General features: G+C 44.3%; 10 protein-coding genes. 6 read left to right on the top strand and 4 right to left on the bottom strand.

What is annotated here, in order from left to right:
* Nucleotides 1-166: 166 nt before the first annotated feature.
* The 6 genes from NSQ55_RS09525 (at nt 167) to NSQ55_RS09550 (ending at nt 14,517) form a co-directional block, all read left to right on the top strand.
* Nucleotides 167-3,925, top strand: coding sequence for an alpha-L-arabinofuranosidase C-terminal domain-containing protein (locus NSQ55_RS09525; protein WP_076184307.1), 3,759 nt, complete (start codon nt 167-169; stop codon nt 3,923-3,925).
* Nucleotides 3,926-4,185: 260 nt separating this feature from the next.
* Nucleotides 4,186-4,707 carry a serine acetyltransferase gene (locus NSQ55_RS09530; RefSeq protein WP_036679239.1) on the top strand — a complete coding sequence of 174 codons (522 nt, stop codon included), beginning with the start codon at nt 4,186-4,188 and terminating at the stop codon, nt 4,705-4,707.
* A gap of 115 nt (nt 4,708-4,822) precedes the next feature.
* Nucleotides 4,823-6,658 carry a UbiD family decarboxylase gene (locus NSQ55_RS09535; RefSeq protein ID WP_339172816.1) on the top strand — a complete coding sequence of 612 codons (1,836 nt, stop codon included), beginning with the start codon at nt 4,823-4,825 and terminating at the stop codon, nt 6,656-6,658.
* 148 nt (nt 6,659-6,806) lie between these two features.
* Nucleotides 6,807-7,355, top strand: a complete 549-nt coding sequence (locus NSQ55_RS09540; RefSeq protein ID WP_175617314.1) for a GNAT family protein — start codon at nt 6,807-6,809, stop codon at nt 7,353-7,355.
* Between the two features lie 360 nt (nt 7,356-7,715).
* Nucleotides 7,716-13,904, top strand: coding sequence for an SGNH/GDSL hydrolase family protein (locus tag NSQ55_RS09545; protein WP_303047847.1), 6,189 nt, complete (start codon nt 7,716-7,718; stop codon nt 13,902-13,904).
* A gap of 148 nt (nt 13,905-14,052) precedes the next feature.
* Nucleotides 14,053-14,517, top strand: coding sequence for a DUF2269 family protein (locus NSQ55_RS09550; protein WP_248549305.1), 465 nt, complete (start codon nt 14,053-14,055; stop codon nt 14,515-14,517).
* Here the strand turns inward: NSQ55_RS09550 and NSQ55_RS09555 are convergent.
* The 4 genes from NSQ55_RS09555 to NSQ55_RS09570 all read right to left on the bottom strand — a co-directional run bounded on the left by NSQ55_RS09555 (nt 14,489) and on the right by NSQ55_RS09570 (nt 19,230).
* A complete protein-coding gene (locus tag NSQ55_RS09555; protein ID WP_339172821.1) occupies nt 14,489-15,649 on the bottom strand; it encodes a glycosyltransferase family 1 protein in 1,161 nt (386 codons plus the stop codon). The two genes, NSQ55_RS09550 and NSQ55_RS09555, sit on opposite strands and share 29 nt — an antisense overlap.
* A 152-nt stretch (nt 15,650-15,801) precedes the next feature.
* Nucleotides 15,802-16,644 (bottom strand): sugar phosphate isomerase/epimerase, encoded by an 843-nt coding sequence (locus NSQ55_RS09560; RefSeq protein WP_076124970.1) that lies wholly within the window; start codon nt 16,642-16,644, stop codon nt 15,802-15,804.
* A gap of 17 nt (nt 16,645-16,661) precedes the next feature.
* Nucleotides 16,662-17,762 carry a mandelate racemase/muconate lactonizing enzyme family protein gene (locus NSQ55_RS09565; protein WP_076184308.1) on the bottom strand — a complete coding sequence of 367 codons (1,101 nt, stop codon included), beginning with the start codon at nt 17,760-17,762 and terminating at the stop codon, nt 16,662-16,664.
* 13 nt (nt 17,763-17,775) lie between these two features.
* A complete protein-coding gene (locus tag NSQ55_RS09570; protein WP_339172825.1) occupies nt 17,776-19,230 on the bottom strand; it encodes a GDSL-type esterase/lipase family protein in 1,455 nt (484 codons plus the stop codon).
* Nucleotides 19,231-19,327 lie beyond the last annotated feature (97 nt).

The following is a 19,327-nucleotide window of genomic DNA, read 5'->3' on the forward strand; positions in this document are numbered from 1 at the left end:
GGTAATATTTGATTATAAAAATTGTTTTCTTTTATTTCACATAAATATTAATTGGTTAATATATTAATTGACTATAAAATATGTTATTATGTTTCGTATAAACGGCAATGAACTAATATTGTTAGGTTTTTAAGATTTCTACTATAAAGATAACAGGTGATCTTCTATGAAAAATGACAACGGTAACAAATTTATTAATGGTAGTCTAATTGCGCATTATAAGTTTGATAATCCAGAGGATGTTGGTCAAGATTTCTCGGGGAACGGCAATGATGGAACCGCTTCAGGTACGAAGCTGCCGGCTATTAAATCCGTAGCAGGTAGACAAGCTGTTTCGCTTGCTGGGGGAGAACATGGCACATCCTATATTTCATTACCTAACGATCTGCTTAAAGAGGTCAGTGACCATACAGGAATTACGATTTCGACCTGGATGTATGTAAGCAAAGCTTCAAGCTTATGGGAAAGAATTTTTGATTTTGGTAAAGGTGAAACAGGACCTTATCTTTTTGTAACCCGCAATTTACGGGGCACTTGTTTTGCAGGGGAAGACTTAATTGCAGATCCAGGGAAATCCTTTGCGACTGATGAATGGGTACACGTTTCCTTTGCAGTTACAGGCACAAAAGGTGGAACACTAAGCAGTGCAGGTCCTGTGATGTATGTAAATGGTGAAGTAGTTGCGGATGGAATGATCAGCCAAACCTCGAGTGGCACATATGCTAAGCTGCGCACATGGTTTGCTACTTTTGAAGACCAACTGAATTATAGCAATAATACAATCGGGAAATCCCAGTACGCGGCAGATGTTGATTTTGGCGGCTATATTTCGGACTTCCGTGTATATAAAGCAGGCTTAACTCAAGATGAAGTGATTGAAATTATGTGCGAATCTTTGACGGATGAAGATATCGTTAAGCTTGCAAAAGATAAATACTTAACCTTCCCAAGCTCGATTATTACCAAAGATATCGAATTGCCAGCTTCGCTGATGGGCGGGAAAGTTGACGTATCTTGGGTATCCAGCGATACCAAAGTTATTTCTAATGAAGGCGTTGTGAATAAAGGAGTTCAATCTGCTCATGGTGTAACACTTACAGCACATTTGAAAAAGGGAGCTAGTACAGTAGAAAAGAGCTTCACGGTGTCTGTGCTTCCGGAAGATTTGCCACCTTACACTTTAACGATTGACGGCAATCAGGAGATTTTGGATGTTAGCCAAATTCTATATGGTTTATTCTATGAGGACATTAACAATGCAGCAGACGGTGGGATCTATGCAGAGCTAGTGCAGAACCGCTCCTTCGAATCTTTTGCTTTTGACAGCTATTCGCATGTATGTGGTGTACATGGTGCTTCCACCGGAAGAAATTATACACCTCTTCACGCATGGTCTGGGGATACAGACCAAATGACTGTCCATAATACAGGCGGATTAAACGATTTCTTCGGCATCGATGATAAAGATATGAATGCGCATTATGTGACGGTAGCGGATGGCGCGACGATTAATAATAGAGGTTTTGCCGATTCCAATCAGCACTGCTCGATGTTTATTCAGGAAGATGCCAAGTACAACTTCACGATTTGGGCGAAGGCAGAAGCAGCGGGCACAATTACCTTGCAATTGCTCGACAAAGACGGTAAAGCCATCAGCGATACTGCAGTTGTTGAAGTAAACGGTGACGGCAGCTGGAAGAAGTATGGTGTCGATTCAAAGCTTGTATTAACAGGATCTGAAACTGTGCTTGGTCAGCTGGCTTTAACCTTTAACGGTGAGATCTCCATTGATATGGTTTCCTTAATTCCTGATGACGTTTGGGGCGCTGGTGAAGAGGAACGTTCTGCTACAGCTCATGCTAACTATAAAGGAAATTCAAACTATAGATTGCGAAAAGACTTAGTGAATGCACTCGTTGATCTTCATCCTACCTTCCTGCGTTTCCCTGGGGGTTGTATTTCTGAAGGTTCTCACATTTGGGAGAACGTGTACGATTGGAAAGAGTCCGTCAACGATATCGAATTGCGCAAAGAGAACTATAACGTATGGGGCTACATGATGACCATGGGTCTTGGATATATGGAGTATTTCCAATTAGCCGAGGATTTGAACGCAACACCACTTCCGGTTATGGCCTGCGGCGTACTCTGTCAAGCTCGTTCGGATTATGCGAATCCAGCTGGCGGTGCGTTAAGAGATTATTATGTGAAGAACTTTACGGATCTGATTGATTTTGCGATTAGCATGGATTTTGACAATAATGAGTGGGCTGCATTGCGTAAAAAGATGGGCCATGAAGCAGCGTTTGATCTGCGTTATTTGGGTGTGGGGAATGAAAACTGGGGTACAGAGTTTTTCGCCAACTTCGAATATTTTAAAACAGTGATTGATGAGTATATGGTGAAGAACTATCCTGATCATGAATTGACTATTCTCTCTACCGTGGGTGCACAGGCAGATGATGATGCTTACCAGCAAGGTTGGAAATTCCTAAGCGGAAATTTACAGGGCTCGGAAAAAATCAGCTTTACGGATGGTACATCGAGCATCGAAGAGACTGTTACCTGGTACGAAAAACAAAAGAACTACATGGATACCATTGCGGATGAGCATTACTACCGTTCCAATGAATATTTGTTAGAGAATGCTGATCGTTACAACTACTATTACAGAGCCTATAAGGAAGACGGCAGCTTGGATGAGGCTGAAACTTCAAAGGTTTTTGTGGGTGAATATGCTTCCACAGATAAAAACACATTGGCAGGAGCTGTTGCTGAGGCGGCGATTATGTCCAGCTTCGAGAATAACTCTGATGTGATTAGATTGGCGGCAACGGCACCGTTGTTCAACAAGGTTTTGACAGATGGCACCTATAGATGGACACCGGATTGCATCTGGTTCGATGATGAAACCGTATGGTACACACCGAACTATTATGTTCAGCAGCTGTATGCTAAATACCTGGGAACCAAAGTGGTTGGCACCTCATTTTCGACTTATCGCAACGGGGAGAAGGTAGACCTCATTCCTCATGGAGGAATTGAAGTGGCTGCGGGGAAATCATCTGTGATCGTGAAACGGGTGAAAGTGACTTCGAATGTAGATGGCAGTGTATGGTTGGATCAAGATTTCACGCAGCCGCTGGATGAAGCTTGGAAAGTGATTCCTGGCTCTGCCGGATATACGATGGATCCTTCCAAAGGTCTGGTATTGAAAGCGCAGAATGGCGGATTGAATGGATTGTATATCCTTAATGACGCGTGGACTAATTATAAAGTAGAGGTTGTAGCTGAAAAAGCTTCTGGCGAAGATGGCTTCTATGTAGGCGCAGGTCTGACAGAAATCTCACCGGAAAATAAAGATGTTATCGAATATGCGATTGGCTACAATGGCGATGCCACAGGAGTCAAGGTGTACAAGCAAGGGATTGAGGCTTATACTCTCGGCGATTATTCCTCTAGTACCGCTGCTGGTAACCTTAGAGCCAGTTGCTATGAAGAGCTTGCGGATCATACGGAATATACCATCACCGTTAATTATGGCGGAGCAGATGGCAAACATTTGATTTGCTCTTATACAGATGGCAAGGTAACAAGCAAAGTACTGGATTATAAGCTTGAGGCTTATAACAGAGAAGTATACAATTCCGTAACTAAAGATGATAAGCATCTTTATGTGAAGCTTGTAAATGCGGATAGTGTAGAAAAAGCAACGAAGCTTGATCTAAAAGGCTTAAAAGTAGCTGCTACGGGTAAACGGATTACTTTAACCGGAGACGCCTCACTGGTTCACACACCTAATGTGAACAGAAAAAATGATGAGAAGGTTACACCAGTTGAAACGGAAATCGTAATTGATAAAGACACGGCAATTGTGAAGCTAGCTGCCAATTCCGTGAATGTGATTGTTCTGGATCTGATTTAATAGAAAATATGCTGTTCAACACGCGCCGATCTTTTTGTTCGGTGCGTGTTGTTGTTTAACAAGCCTCTAAATCGGTTGATGATTATATAGAGAGAACTGCCCACTTGCTTGATGAATCTCAGAATCTATCTTACACTGGTGAAAGTACAATCACCGACTGACCCTCCAGCCCGCGATCCTCCCAGATGTTTTATCCACAGTTGCCTTCATTACTCCAGAATACAGTGCATACCCTAGCCCCTAAAAAGGAGAACGATAAAATGATGAAATCATTCAAAACGGACTGGAAAGCAAATCTGAAAAATCCTCAAACGATTATGGCCTTGTTTACTTATCGTTATGGAAATTGGGTGTATTATCGAGTGAAGAATGGCATCGTGCGAAAACCTTTGTGGCTTTTGTATCGGATAATGGATGTGCTTTTTGTCCGTATTCTTGCGAATGGCGAGCTTCACGCTCAAGCTCAAATTGGTGACGCGCTTCATTTACCGCATGGTTTAAATGGGATTATCATTAGTCCTAAAGCGGTGCTTGGAAGCCATGCTACTATTTTTCATCAAGTGACTATTGGCGGGAGAAATAACTTAGGAGAGCCAGTGATTGGAGACAGAGCTTTTATTGGAGTAGGCTCCAAGATTCTTGGACCGGTTGTCATTGGTAACGATGTTAATATCGGGGCCATGTCTGTCGTGGTAAAGGATGTGCCGGATAACGCTTCGGCTGTAGGTATTCCTGCTAAAAATATATTGCGGAGTGAACCGAAACCAGAGAATACAAGATAAAGACGTTAGGTTCTAGTACATAGGGTACGCGTGCGCTTTATTTTAATATCTTACAGGGTATAATTAAAGCATCCAAGTAATCTTGTAATAACCTTCTAGAGATCGGAGTAATGAAATGAAATATAGCAATTTAGAAGAGTGTGTTAATGATTTAGAGAAACACGGACATTTAGTTCGTATTCATGAAGAAGTGGACCCTTATCTAGAGATGGCGGCGATTCACCTAAAGGTTTATGAGGCTGGTGGACCTGCATTATTATTTGAAAATGTAAAAGGCTCGAAGTTTCGGGCCGTATCTAACCTTTTTGGAACGATAGAGCGCAGTAAGTTTATCTTTCGGCGTACTTGGGACTCCACACATAACGTAATTGCCCTTCGCAACGATCCCGTAAAAGCACTCAAAAATCCATTTAAATATGTTGGTACCGGATTATCCGCGAGAACAGCATTGCCTATTAAAAAGCCAGGGGGTCTGCCAAGCGGTTTTCAGGAAATTAGTATCTCTGATCTTCCGCTAATCACACATTGGCCGGGAGATGGTGGTGCTTTTGTAACTTTGCCGCAGGTGTATTCAGAAGATCCGGACAAGCCGGGCATTATGAATTCCAATCTGGGAATGTACCGTGTGCAGCTGACTGGAAATGAGTATGAATTAAATAAAGAAGTGGGCATTCATTATCAAATTCATCGCGGCATTGGCGTACATCAGGAAAAAGCGAACCGCCAAGGACAACCGCTTAAAGTAAGTTGTTTTATCGGTGGACCACCCGCTCACTCTTTATCGGCGGTTATGCCTTTGCCTGAGGGAATGAGTGAGATGATCGTTGCAGGATTACTTTCAGGACGCCATTTCAGCTATAGCTATGTGGATGGTTATTGTATCAGCAATGATGCGGACTTTGTAATAACAGGTGAAATTCACCCTGGTGAGACGAAGCCGGAGGGGCCTTTTGGCGACCATTTAGGCTATTATAGCTTGGTTCACCCTTTCCCAGTAATGAGAGTACATAAAGTGTACGCCAGAAAAAATGCAATCTTTCCATTTACGGTTGTCGGCCGGCCGCCACAAGAGGATACCGCGTTTGGTGAGTTAATTCACGAGCTGACAGGTGGGGCTATCCGCCAAGAAATTCCGGGCGTTAAAGAAGTTCATGCAGTCGATGCTGCGGGTGTTCATCCCCTGCTGTTCGCCATTGGCAGTGAACGTTATACGCCTTATCAGCAAGTAAAGCAGCCAGCAGAAATTCTGACCATTGCTAACCGGATTTTAGGGACGGGTCAGCTTAGTTTAGCTAAGTTTTTGTTTATTACAGCAGAAGAGAATCAGCCTATCAGCACACATAATATCGAGGATTTCTTGACGTATATCTTAGAGCGGATTAATCTTCATAGAGATATTCATTTCTATACCAATACCACGATTGATACACTTGATTATTCCGGCACAGGATTAAACAGCGGAAGTAAAGTGATCTTCGCAGCAGTAGGGGATAAGAAAAGAGAGCTATGTACAGAGGTGCCAGGCCTGCTGAAAGAATTACAGGGATTTGAACATGCACGAATGGTGATGCCTGGTCTTGTTGCCCTTCAAGGCGCTAAATTCACAAGCTACGCTGAAGCAGCACTGGAAATGAACAAGCTTAGTGAAGCTATTCAGGAGCAAGGGTCACTTCCTTCTTGCCCAATGATTATTTTGTGTGATGATAGCGAGTTTTTGAGTGAAAAGATCGACAATTTCCTATGGGCGACGTTCACCCGCAGTAATCCATCTCATGATATCTATGGAGTGAACAGTTCTACTGAGTATAAACATTGGTCCTGTGATAACGTGATTATTGATGCTCGGGTAAAACCCCATCAAGCCCCGCCACTGATCCCAGACCCAACCGTTCAGAAGCATATCGAACGATTATTTGCGTCAGGTGGCAGTTTAAGCAGAGTTAAGATATAGAGAAACATTCATCGGCCTTCTTGGGAATCCAAGGAGGCCTATTTGCTGTTTGTGAAATGATTTTGCTCATATGAAATAAAAAAGGAATAGGGGTATTATGGGGTGTATGGTATATATTTACTATTAATATTAGGGAAGTGTTGTTCTGATGGAAATTATGGAAACCGAACGTTTATGGATTAGAAGGTTCTCAGCAGAGGATTGGAAAGACCTTCATGAATATTTGTCGCAAGAAAGTGTTGTGAAATATGAGCCCTATTCCGTGTTTAATGCAGATGAATCTCGCACTGAGGCGCTCAGACGGTCATCGGACCGTGCTTTTTGGGCAGTCTGTCTTAAATCTACGACAAAAATGATCGGCAACTTATATTTTCAAGCGAGCGAACCAAAGGTTTTTGGCGTTTGGGAATTTGGATATGTTTTTAACCCTGATTTTCAGGGAAGCGGGTATGCTACAGAGGCTTGTAATCAAATGTTAAACTATGGCTTTGATAATCTGAAAATGAGACGTGTGATTGCGAACTGTGATCCCGAAAATACACGCTCATGGAAACTGCTTGAACGATTGAAGCTTCGTCGAGAAGGACATTTTTTGCAGACGGGTTATTTTAAATACGATAGTAATGGAGAGCCAATCTGGCATGATACTTATTCCTATGGATTGCTCAGAAGCGAATGGTTAAGGATGAAGGAATAGCAAAACTGTTGTCGTAATCTCAAAAGCGGGTGTCCCCTCACTGATTCTTCTGTCCTAACTTCTTCCCAAATCGTAGGTTTTTATAACTATAGGCGAAGAAATTGAACGGTTTAGTGTATGATAAAATCTGTTTTTTAAATGTTCAGAGTGACACTTAGGTGGTAGTATCGTGTTGGATATGAGTGAAACTGGAATCATCTACCATCCAGCTGCCTGAGCAAAGAGGAGGGGATACGCGCACGAAGTGAACTTATATTTGAAGAACGAATGACAACGAAGCTTATTGTAAGCGTTTACTACAACGGGGCTAGATGCGTACTAAGTTCTTTCAATCATAAGAAAGCGGGTGAAGCACGGAAGATGAAGAGGAATAAACTTGGAAATAAAATATTTATGGTGTTATTGTCGTGGATCTTCATTTGTTCATCAATACTTCCATCTACAACATTTGGGGGGCAACAGGCCAGTGCAGCTTCAGGCCCAATAACCTTGCAATATGATTTTGGAACAGCAACAAGTCCTGTTATGAGTGGTTATACAGGCGTGCATGAATCTGAATTATATACGAATGAGCTAGGGTATGGTTTAGATCAGGCGGTTGCTTCGAGGAATCGCTCGGGTGGAGACGATATGACCAACGATTTTGTATTGGGACTGTCCTATTCTTTTTTGGTGGATCTTCCTAATGGGGATTACGATGTGACTGTATACTCAGGAGATTTACTAGCGGGTACAAGTACAACCAAAACTACGATTACTTTGGAAGGTAGCACGGCTGGGTCGATAAGCAGCAAGCAAGCTGTAAATCAAGCTACCTACCGGACGACTGTTCAAGATGGTCAACTGACCGTCGGCATTACGGGTACAGGGGTTGGCGGATATTTAAATGGACTAATTATTCAGCAGATTGTACCAGGTCCATTGAAAGCCCCTGAGGGATTAGTGGTTCATAATATCACTCCCACTGAGGTATCTCTAGGGTGGAGCAGCGTGACCGAAGCAGTCTATTACAATATTTATCGAACGGTTCTTCCTAGTGGAAGCCTTCAAGCCATAGGTCAAGCTGCTGCTAACAGCTACGTGGATTCAGATGTAAATGAAGGCAGTGGTTACATTTACAATGTGTCAGCAGTAAATGGAAAGGGTGAGGAGTCTGCTTTGAGCGCATCTGTGACCGTAGACAAAATTCCGGGGGTAGAGGTTCCCGCAGCACCAACCGGTCTTTCAATTGTCAGTGTCGGTGTAAGTTCTGTTCAACTGAATTGGAACAGTGTGGCTGGAGCTAGCCGCTATACGATCTTAAGGTCTGATTCAGCAGATGGAACATTCCATGAGATTGGTCAGTCAGAGAAGACGACATTTACGGATGCCTCAGCGGACACCTCAAAACAGCAATATTATGTGGTGAAGGCAGCCAATGACCAAGGCGAATCAGAGCTATCTAACAAGGTGGAAAGCGCCGTGTATACGGCTCCTGGAACTTTGCCAGAAGGGGATGTTTATTCCTTTGATTTTGGTCCGGGTGCTGTGGCTGAAGGTTATCTTAAGGTAGATGCAGGGGTATCTTATTCCTCTGAGGTTAAATATGGATTTACAGATATATCGAGAGTAACTGGGGTAGACCGAGGAACCTCAGATCCTTTGCGATCAGATTTTGTGGTCCCTAAGGATGCAACTTTTAATGTAGATTTACCGAATGGCGATTATACAGTGTCACTTATCGCTGGTGACAGCGCCGGAGATACAGAGATTGGCATCAAAGTCGAATCCATTCAAAAAGTTCAACAGACGAGCAAAACAGCAGGCCAGTATTTGGAAATGAGCTTTGACATTGCTTTGGTGGATGGACAAATGAACTTGGTGTTCTCTGGCACTAAGCCAAATATCAATGCACTGGTGATTACTAAGCAGCCAGACCGTCCTGCTAATGAATTGCCAACGGTTTATATTGCGGGTGATTCAACCGTGCAGACTTATGATCCTTATTGGATACCACAAGCAGGCTGGGGACAAATGATTCCTGATTTCTTTAGTGAGGAAGTAACGTTTAAGAATCACGCTATCGGAGGCCGCAGTTCTAAGTCATTTATTGTCGAGGGAAGGCTGGATGAAGTGCTGCGTAAGATCCAACCGGGTGATTATTTCCTGATCCAGTTTGGTCATAATGACGCAACGATTAGCGTTCCAGACCGATATGCTTCTCCAGCCGATTACAAAGTTTATTTAAAAACATATGTCAATGGAGCTAGGCAAAGAGGAGCAACTCCGATTCTGGTGACCCCCATGGGGCGCAGAGATTATAATGCTGCGAGCGAAAAATTCAATGTGAGCTTTCCAGAATATGTGCAGGCTATGAAAGAGGTAGCAAGTGAACTTGATGTTGATTTGGTCGATCTTAGCGCACTCAGTGTAGCTTTTTACAATTCTATCGGTTTTGCAGCTACACGCTCTGTATTCCTTCACCTCGATGCAGGGATATATGGTGCTTTCCCAAATGGCTCGACAGACGATACTCACTTTCAAGAATACGGAGCCATTCAAATGGCCCGTCTGCTGGCCAAAGGAATAGGGGAATTAAATATTCCACTCTCCAGCTTTGTGCAGGACATCAAACAGCCGGAAACGGTGCCTGTGAAGCCTGAAGGTCTTGTAGCTGGGAGTATCAGTAATGCAGGTGCAGTACTGAAATGGAATAAAGTAGAAGGTACAGATATCTATAAAATCTATCGTAAGCTAGCGGCAGAAGCCGAATCTGCTTATACATTAGCGGGAACTTCAACTGTCCCTTCATTGACATTAAGCGGGTTGGTTGAAGGTCAAAGCTACTCGGTAAGAGTGACTGCAGTGAACGGGCTAGGAGAGTCTGAGCCTTCAGATGAAGTGAAGCTGACTACGAAATCCGCTCAGTATCGTTATGATTTTGGACCTGTTGGTTCACCCGTTGCTGCGGGTTATACGGAAGTGAATGTGAATGTCCTGTATACCCCAGAACGTGGATATGGTTTGACCTCGAGTGCAGGGATGATTGATCGGGATCGGGGAAATGCGACGGACGATCTGCGCAGAGATTTTGTGATTTATTTTGGAGGATCGTATGAATTCAAAGTTGATTTACCCAATGGTTATTACTCTGTTAAGACCTATACAGGAGATTGGATTGGATCTGCCAAGACGAATGTAGCCATTGAAGGCAAAGATTACGGAACAGTCTCCTCAGGTAAGGAAAATATTGCTGAGAAGCTGTATAACCAGATTGCTGTCAAAGACGGGCAGATGAATCTTGTCTTTAGTGGCACAACCGCTCATCTCAATGGGCTGGAGATCACACCGTTATTATTAGCCCCAACGAATCTGAAACTGGGTAGCCTGGATTTAAACAGTGAGCCTATCACTGCTAATCTTTCTTGGGATAGTATGGAGGGTGCGCTGAAATACCGTGTATATCGTCAGGCTACGGTTGCGAATAGTGCAGAGCTGCTGGGCGAAACAACAGAGCCGCTCTACACAGATACCACTGCGGATATTGGTATGGAATATATCTATACGGTAACTTCGGTCGACAGCACGGGACTGGAATCCGTAGGCTCCAATGCGCTAAAAGTGTCTATGATTGACCCCTCCGTAGCAAAAGCAGCCGTACCTAGTGGTCTAGCTGTACAATCTACGAACAAAAATGATGTGACCTTTACTTGGAATGAGGTACCGGATGCACGGATGTTCAACATTTATCGTGCGAAATCCGCAGACAGTGAGTTCATCCTGATCGGCAAATCATTCGAAGCTTCGTACACAGACACGACCGTTCTGACTACCATTCCTTACTATTACAAAGTAGACTCGGTAAATGCAGGCGGCATCTCTGATCTATCCGCTACGTTGGAAACCTCAGCGGTGACAACATTATACCGGAAGATGGAGGCGCTGGATCGTGCGCCTGTAGCGGTTAAGACAGATGAGGGTGTTTATATCAGCTGGCGGATGTTAGGTCTGGATCCGGAAACGATAGGATTCAATCTGTATCGTGGCGATAAGAAACTTAATGATTCGTTGATTACTCAAAACACGAACTATCTCGATACTAAAGGCACGGAGAATGCCAAATATAGAATCACATCAGTAATCAATGGAGTCGAGAAATCTGCTTCGGAACCATTCAGCGTATGGCAGAAGCAATATCTATCGATCCCTTTGCAAAAGCCAGCAGATGATTACACCAAGGATGGTCAACCGTATACGTATAGTGCGGGAGATGCAAGTGTAGGTGATTTGGACGGTGATGGTGTATATGAAATCATCATGCTGTGGTCACCTTCGAACAGCAAGGATAACTCTCAAGCTGGGTATACTGGACTTGTCTATATGGACGCTTATAAATTAGATGGAACTCGCTTATGGCGGATTAATTTAGGGCCTAATATTCGTGCCGGCGCACACTATTCTCCATTCCTGGTATATGATCTGGATAGTGATGGACGTGCCGAAATTATGATCAAGACGGCAGATGGCACAGTGGACGGTCAAGGAAAAGTCATCGGCAATGCCAGTGCAGACTATCGTAACAGTTCGGGTTATGTGCTGCTGGGCAATGAATATTTAACGGTGTTCGAAGGGGCAACAGGCCGGGCATTGGATACCGTTGATTATGATCCGCCACGTGGAGATGTTGGCGCTTGGGGGGATACCTATGGTAACCGTGTAGACCGCTTTTTGGCAGCTGTAGCTTATTTAGACGGCGAGCAGCCAAGCGTGATTTTTAGCCGCGGTTATTATACTAGAACTGTACTTGCAGCTTACAATTATCGCGAGGGCAAGCTCGAGAAAGTATGGCGTTTCGATTCTAATGATGAAGGATATGGAGACTATGTTGGTCAAGGAAACCACAATCTTTCTGTAGGCGATGTGGACGGCGACGGCAAGGACGAAATAACCTTCGGCGCGATGGCAATCGACGATGACGGATTGCCGCTGTATAATACAAAGCTTGGCCATGGTGATGCAATTCATTTCGGGGACCTTGATCCTACCAGACCCGGGCTGGAAGTCTTTGATGTTCATGAGCATACCGATTCGAAGTATGGGATTGAAATGCGTGATGCAGCTACAGGAGAAATATTATGGGGTGTATTCACGGGGATTGATACTGGACGGGGAATGTCAGCAGATATTGATCCGCGATATGCTGGCGAAGAGGTATGGGCTGCAACGATCACCAACGAGGAGCATATACCTGTTACGGGCCTATACAGTGCGCAAGGGGAACTAATTACTAAAAAACTGCCTTCCTCCACGAATTTTGGTATTTGGTGGGATGGTGATCTTTTACGTGAATTACTGGATGCGAATCGAGTGGATAAGTGGGACTATACCAACCAGACAACGGTTAACTTATTGACGGCTGTAGGTGCTTCTTCAAATAATGGCACCAAGGCGAATCCAAGCTTGCAGGCAGATCTGTTCGGGGATTGGCGTGAAGAAGTGATCTGGCGGGCAACGGACAGTTCTGAACTACGGATCTACACAACAACGGATATGACAGATTATCGTATTCGCACATTGATGCATGATCCGATCTACCGCCTGGCAGTAGCTTGGCAAAATGTAGGCTATAATCAACCTCCGCACCCTGGATTCTTTCTTGGTGAAGGGATGGAACAACCAGCGGCTCCAAAAATTCAATATGTAGGCTCACCGGGAGAAACTGAAGATACTACACCACCTACGATTTCTGGTTTACCTTCTGCTCAAATGAGTGAAACGGATGTATTGAAGGTGCAGGTCGTAGCGGAAGATCCAGAGTCTGGTATTCGCAGTCTGGATATTACTTTTGATGGTAAACCTGTCGTTTATGGAGATGAGATTCCACTCACAGGGCTTGCGGGAGCGCATACGTTCATCGCAACAGCCATTAATAACGCTGGACTTTCGACGACAGAACAAGTGATTGTGTTCGTAAGTGGACCTCAGAAGGCTACAGGTGTTCCGGGGCAATGGGTTCTATCCAATAATAATGGGCAGGATACAGGACTTTTGGACGGGGATTACCAAATCACAATGAATATGTGGTGGGGCAATAATGGTACGGTCTACAAGCTATATGAGAACGGTGCCTTAATCGACACGCAAACCTTACGTGATGATTCCCCAGCTGCACAGACTGCAGTGACTAATATTACCGGAAAAGAAAACGGAACCTACACCTATACGGCTGAGCTAACCAATTCTTTTGGCACAACGGTGTCTGCTGCTCATGTGGTTATCGTGAAGGATGCTGCACCAGCTAAGCCGGTGTTGTCCAATGACAACTGGGATGGCGATGGAGAGTATAAAGTGACCATGAATTTATGGTGGGGGATGAACGGCAATGAGTATCGCTTGTATGAGAACGGAATACTGATCGATACTCAGACTTTAACAGCGGGCACCCCAAACGCACAAACGGCTTCTACTTCTATCACTAACCGTTCTCCAGGCGTCTATGAATACCGGGCTGAACTGTTGAATGATCAAGGGGTAAATGAGAGTGCGATCATGAAAGTTACGGTAAAATAAGTGAATATTTGTTAAAAAAGCGCCTAAGTCGGTGATATCCGGCTAGGCGCTTTTTTAAGATTATCTAAGATTTAAAGGATTCTGCAAGACTAATTCTCCTATCAGCCTCATATGAATCTAAACAACGAATGATAGGGGGATTGTAAATATGGATTTGACGCATATGATCTCAAAGCTTGTGGTAGTTATACATGTTATAGCATCCATAGTGGGAATTGGACCAGCTTTTGTGCTGCCAATACTGACAAGCTCAGCCAAGACAGGTAGTCAGCTTCGTTTTGTATTTGGTCTTATGAAGAAAATAAACAGATTCCCTAAGACAGGTGGGATCACCCTGATCGTTACAGGTATTTTGTTAATGATCATAGATAAAATGGGCTTGTCGGTGTTGTGGTTAAATCTGTCGTTATTATTTTTTATCGTGATCGAAGTGATTATTATTGGAATGGTTGAGCCCCGATTGAAAAAGCTAACCCAGCTCGTAATGAGCAGCGAAGGGGAAGAAATTCCTGATGGTTACACTACCGCTATGAACAAGATCGCTCCGCTAGAAGCGGCAGTTCATGTACTTACTATCGTCATTATTATATTAATGGTAGTAAAGCCGGTATAAGATCATAACGCCTATTCTCAATGATCTCTTCATAATCGCGGATGAGTCCATCAAAAATATTCTCCCAAGAGCGGTCGAGTGCCAGCTGTCGGCCTTCATGCCCCATAGCAGCTAGCTTTTGAGGGTGCTCTACATATGCACAAATCTCACGAATAAAAGCATCCGGGCAGCGGGGCTCGACAATCATTCCTGTGCGGCCGGGTGTGACCAGATCCTTCACCCCACCTTCATTTACTGCGAGGACAGGCAGTCCTGAGGCCATAGCCTCTAAGACAACATTACCGAAGGTTTCTGTACTGGAAGGGAAGATGAACAGATCTGCGGAGGCATATAATTGGGCAAGCTCGTCACCATGTTTATAGCCTGTAAACGTGACATTATGCGGCGCCTGTGCCCGCATTTCCGGCAGAAGGGGACCGTCTCCAACGACCAGCCAATGAACCTGAGATTGCGTAGATTCGGGCAATTGCTGCATGGCGAGAGCAAGCGTCTGTATATCTTTTTCAGGGGCGATTCTTCCCACATATAGAAGCAGTAACGGTGCGGTAATTCCGTAGCGCTCACGGACCTCATGGCTGCGTTTTTTGGGGGTATACTGCTGGCAGTCGATGCCTCTGGACCATAGCTTCAGGCGATGAAAGCCTTGAGCTTGGAGGGAATCGAGGGTTTCGTAGGATGGTGCAAAGGTGGCATCACAGGAGCGGTGAAACCACTTCATGTATTTCCAATAGAGCGGAGCGATTTTTTTCATCCGGTAATATTCAAGATAGCGGTCAAAATGGGTATGATAGGAGGCTACATGGGGCAGATCATGTTTGCGCGCATAACGAAGGCCGCAGAGACCAATATTGAACGGAGTTGCCATATGAAGCAGATCGGGACGAAAAGCTTTCAGCTCTGATTGGATAGAGGACATATTGGGCAGTGCGAGTCTACATTCAGGGTATAAGAAAAAGGGGATGCTGGTAATGGGACGTATGGGATCGGCATAACTGTCTTCAGGAGCAGATTTTGGTGAGAAAAGCAGATGTTCAATACCGCGCTCTTTCAAATGGGTGGTTAATCGTTGAAGCGTACGTGAAACTCCGTTGGTTTGCGGAAGAAATGTGTCCGTGAATAAAGCAAGACGCATGGAACCCCTCCCAGGTACTCTTGATGCCCTGATCATAACAGGCGATTATTTGATGGAGGTCAAACGGATGTTAAACAGAATATAAAAATCCACTGCACCAGGTAAGATAAAGAGGTGTGCAGTGGATTTATTAGTTTTAATGGGATGAAGCCCTACAAGGATTCGTATATCTGTTGCAAAAAGGTAATGCTTTCTCCTAAATGTGACTCAGGAGTGCTTTCCAGGATTCCTTGAATATGAGGACGTTCATATTTCATATAACGAAGGATCGGCTCAAACTCTAGCCACCCTTGACCTACAGGGACTATTTTTATGGCACCTTCTTGGACGATAAAGTCTTTTAAATGAATGACAGCAATTCGATTTCCTAGAAGCTTCAAAGCCTCCGTAATAATAGCTTCTTGATGCAAGTAATTTGTAGGCGACATTAGATTTGCGCAATCCAATATGACCTGAAGATTGTTAGAAGGGACTTCATCCAGAAGTCGGCGGGTTAAGGGCGCGGTGTACAGCGGATGATGAAGTCCTGCTTCGATTCCTACCGTCACACCAAAACGTTCGGCCTCCGCCACCATGGCCTTAACTGATGCCACCACCTCTTGGAAGGCTTCTTCTGTAAAATTATCTATGGTATACCCAAGTCCCACACTTCCGGTTTCCGTACCTACCAGACTAGCGCCGAAATCTCTGGCCAAGCGCAGATGGGTATTAAACGCGGCTAACGCTTGCGCCCGTTTGTGAGGATCGGTGTCTACAATATTTACATAGCAGCCCAGAACCGCAATCTGAATACCTGCCTGTCTAAAGGCATTGCCATAATAGCTGGCTGTTCCAGGGCTTATAGCCGTCAGGCTAGGGGCACTATCAGGAAAAGATTTCTTAAGTGCGAACTGGATATGAGTGAAATGATAGGACTTAATCTTCTCAATTAACTCTTGCAATGGAACTTGTGTGAAATCATGTGCTCGAACACCTAGTTGAAGGGGAATGCTCATATGATCGATCGCTCCTATTAGTATTGTTGTTTGTGAGGTGCTAATTTGTCCCAGTCAAAGGTAACACCAGTGCCCGTTACTTCTGGCGCAACTGCCATCCCATTGTCTTTATTAATCACTAGCGGACGTGTAGTGTATTGATCGATAGGGAAGCTATGCATTTCGAGATAACCTGCATTTGGCATAGCTGCTAACAAACTAACGTGCAATTCCTGCATTCCATGTGTGGAAACGGAAAGGTTATAGGCTTGTGTTAAGTGAGCTACCTTTAACCAGCCCGTAATTCCGCCTATATTGGAAGCATCAGGTTGAGGAAAATCAACATGACCATATTGCAGCATGTGATGGAATTCGGTTAATGTGCGCAAGTTCTCTCCGCCTGCAACGGCCATTCCTGTTTCTTCAGCAATCCGTGCATAACCGGCATAATCCTCCGGAATCGTTGGTTCTTCTAGGAAGAGAATGTCGTATTTCAAAAATTCACGTGCGGCTTTTATCGCTTTTTCCACACTCCAGCTCATATTGGCATCGACCATAAAGGCTACATCCGGGCCGACCAATTGGCGTACCGCAGCCACTCGTTCCACATCTTCAGCTAATGTTTTTTGGCCTAGTTTAATTTTGACAGCCTGGAGGCCCATATCTAAGTATTTTTGATTGTTGCGCAGGAGCTTTTCTAATGGGAAGTTTAAATCAATCGCTCCACCATAACATTTGACCTCATTGCTTGCGCCACCCAGAAGTTTGTAGAGAGGTTCATCTGCTTTCTTTGCACGTAAATCCCATAACGCAATGTCACATGCCGCAATGGCGAAGCTAGCCAAGCCCCCGCGAGCAACATAATGTATTCCCCAGTTCATCCGCTCCCAGATACTTTCCACACAGCTGGCGTCTTTGCCAACTAAGATATGTGTTAATTCATTAGCAATTAGTGAGCAGATCGCTTTGCCGCCAAATCCGCCAGTATAGGTATAACCTACACCTTCACGACCGTCATCCGTTCTAATTTTGACAATGGGAACTTCAAAATGAGTATGCAAGCCATGTTTAGCATCCTCCATGATTTCTGGCAAAGGGATACGATAGTATTCCGTAATAACTTCTTTAATTAGAGACATCTTGGATCACTCCTTATAAAAGTTGTTGTAAGTTTGATAGAGATGAGGCTGTATTTTGTTTAAGAGCTTGAACCACAAGTTTAGCAATTTCCCGGGCACCTTCATCTGAGAAATGAGTATCATCCGTAACCCCATTTGGGTAATTGGGATGTGTTTTCGCTGGCAAATGCATGAATAACTTCTTGGATTCCTCTTCGCCTAATGAACGATAGAGCGCTTGCGAGGCTGCGAAAATATCAAGTAGCGGAGTGTGCGTTTCTTCAGCCACTTGTCTCATTACCTCGGGATAAGCACCTACAGCAAACGGGTCCAGCTCTCCATCGGCGTTAAAGCGGCGGCGACTTACAGAGGTTAACAGAACCGGAGTCCCCCCTAGCTGCCTAGCAGCATCTATATATTGAATGAGATTATGGCGATATTCGGTTTCAGGATCGGTGTAACGTAATGGATCCTCTTTTTTCTCATCGTTATGTCCAAATTGAATAAACAGGTAGTCGCCGGGTTGGAAGTCTTTTCTGATAGCATCGAGGCGGCCGTCTGTTATGAACGATTTGGTGCTTCGACCATTAATTGCACGATTCTGGATTTGAATAGAAGTCCGAAAATAACTTTGCAGGTATTCTCCCCAGCCGGTCATAGGTTTTTCTCCAGCGCCTTTAATGGCCGCAGTGGAATCGCCTGCAATAAATAGTTGTTGTCTCATAAGGTCTTCTTCTCCTTTAACGTATTGGCGTTCCCTTAACCAATTCTCAGCAAGGGAAAGCCATTGCTGGCAATGAGGGTGTTCTTTTGCAAGCCCTAAACCATGCCGCCCTTCTTCAAAGATATGTAATTCAAAAGGAATTCCCTGATTGGACAGGGCAGAGGCGAACAACAGACTATTCTCCACGGGAACGCTGGCATCGTTCGCTGTTGTCCAGATAAAGGTTGGAGGTGTGAGTGAATCCACCTGGGCTTCTGAGGAAAAGGAGTCAAGCTCCGTTTGTGATGGGTTGTCTCCAAGAAAATGTAGCCGGCTTCCCTTGTGGGAATGGGGCTCTTGGAAAGTGATTACAGGGTAACCTAACAGAAGAAGGTTTGGTTTCTCTGCTCTAGTGGTAGAAAAGATGGAAGCTAAGTGTCCTCCTGCCGAGAATCCAATCATCCCTACTTTGTCTGAGATCACATTCCAAGCTTTGGGTGCTCCCCTAATCCATTTGAGAGCTTCCTCAACATCATTTAATAAAGAAGAGACGTTGAAATCTCCGACCTGATAATCTAGTACACCTGCATGAATACCTAGACTGTTTAGCCATTGAGCCACAGGTTCTCCTTCATGGTTGGCTAAGTGCTGATAACCTCCACCAGGTAATACCAATATAAAAGGACGGGGGTGATCCGTCTCGAGCGGATAGAGGGTGAGCAGTGAGGATTCCTGAGAAATCGCATCTTGTTCTACACGGTTAGTATTTAGACGAAAGTTCAACATTGCGTTCAAATTCCTCCCTAAATGGTTATATGCACACGTTAACATATTTTCCGAAAAAAAGAGAGACTCTTTTTTTTTAGATTCGGCCTTGAACGAT

The organism is Paenibacillus sp. FSL H7-0943 (assembly GCF_037963265.1).
Taxonomy (GTDB): Bacteria; Bacillota; Bacilli; order Paenibacillales; family Paenibacillaceae; genus Paenibacillus_AQ; species Paenibacillus_AQ odorifer.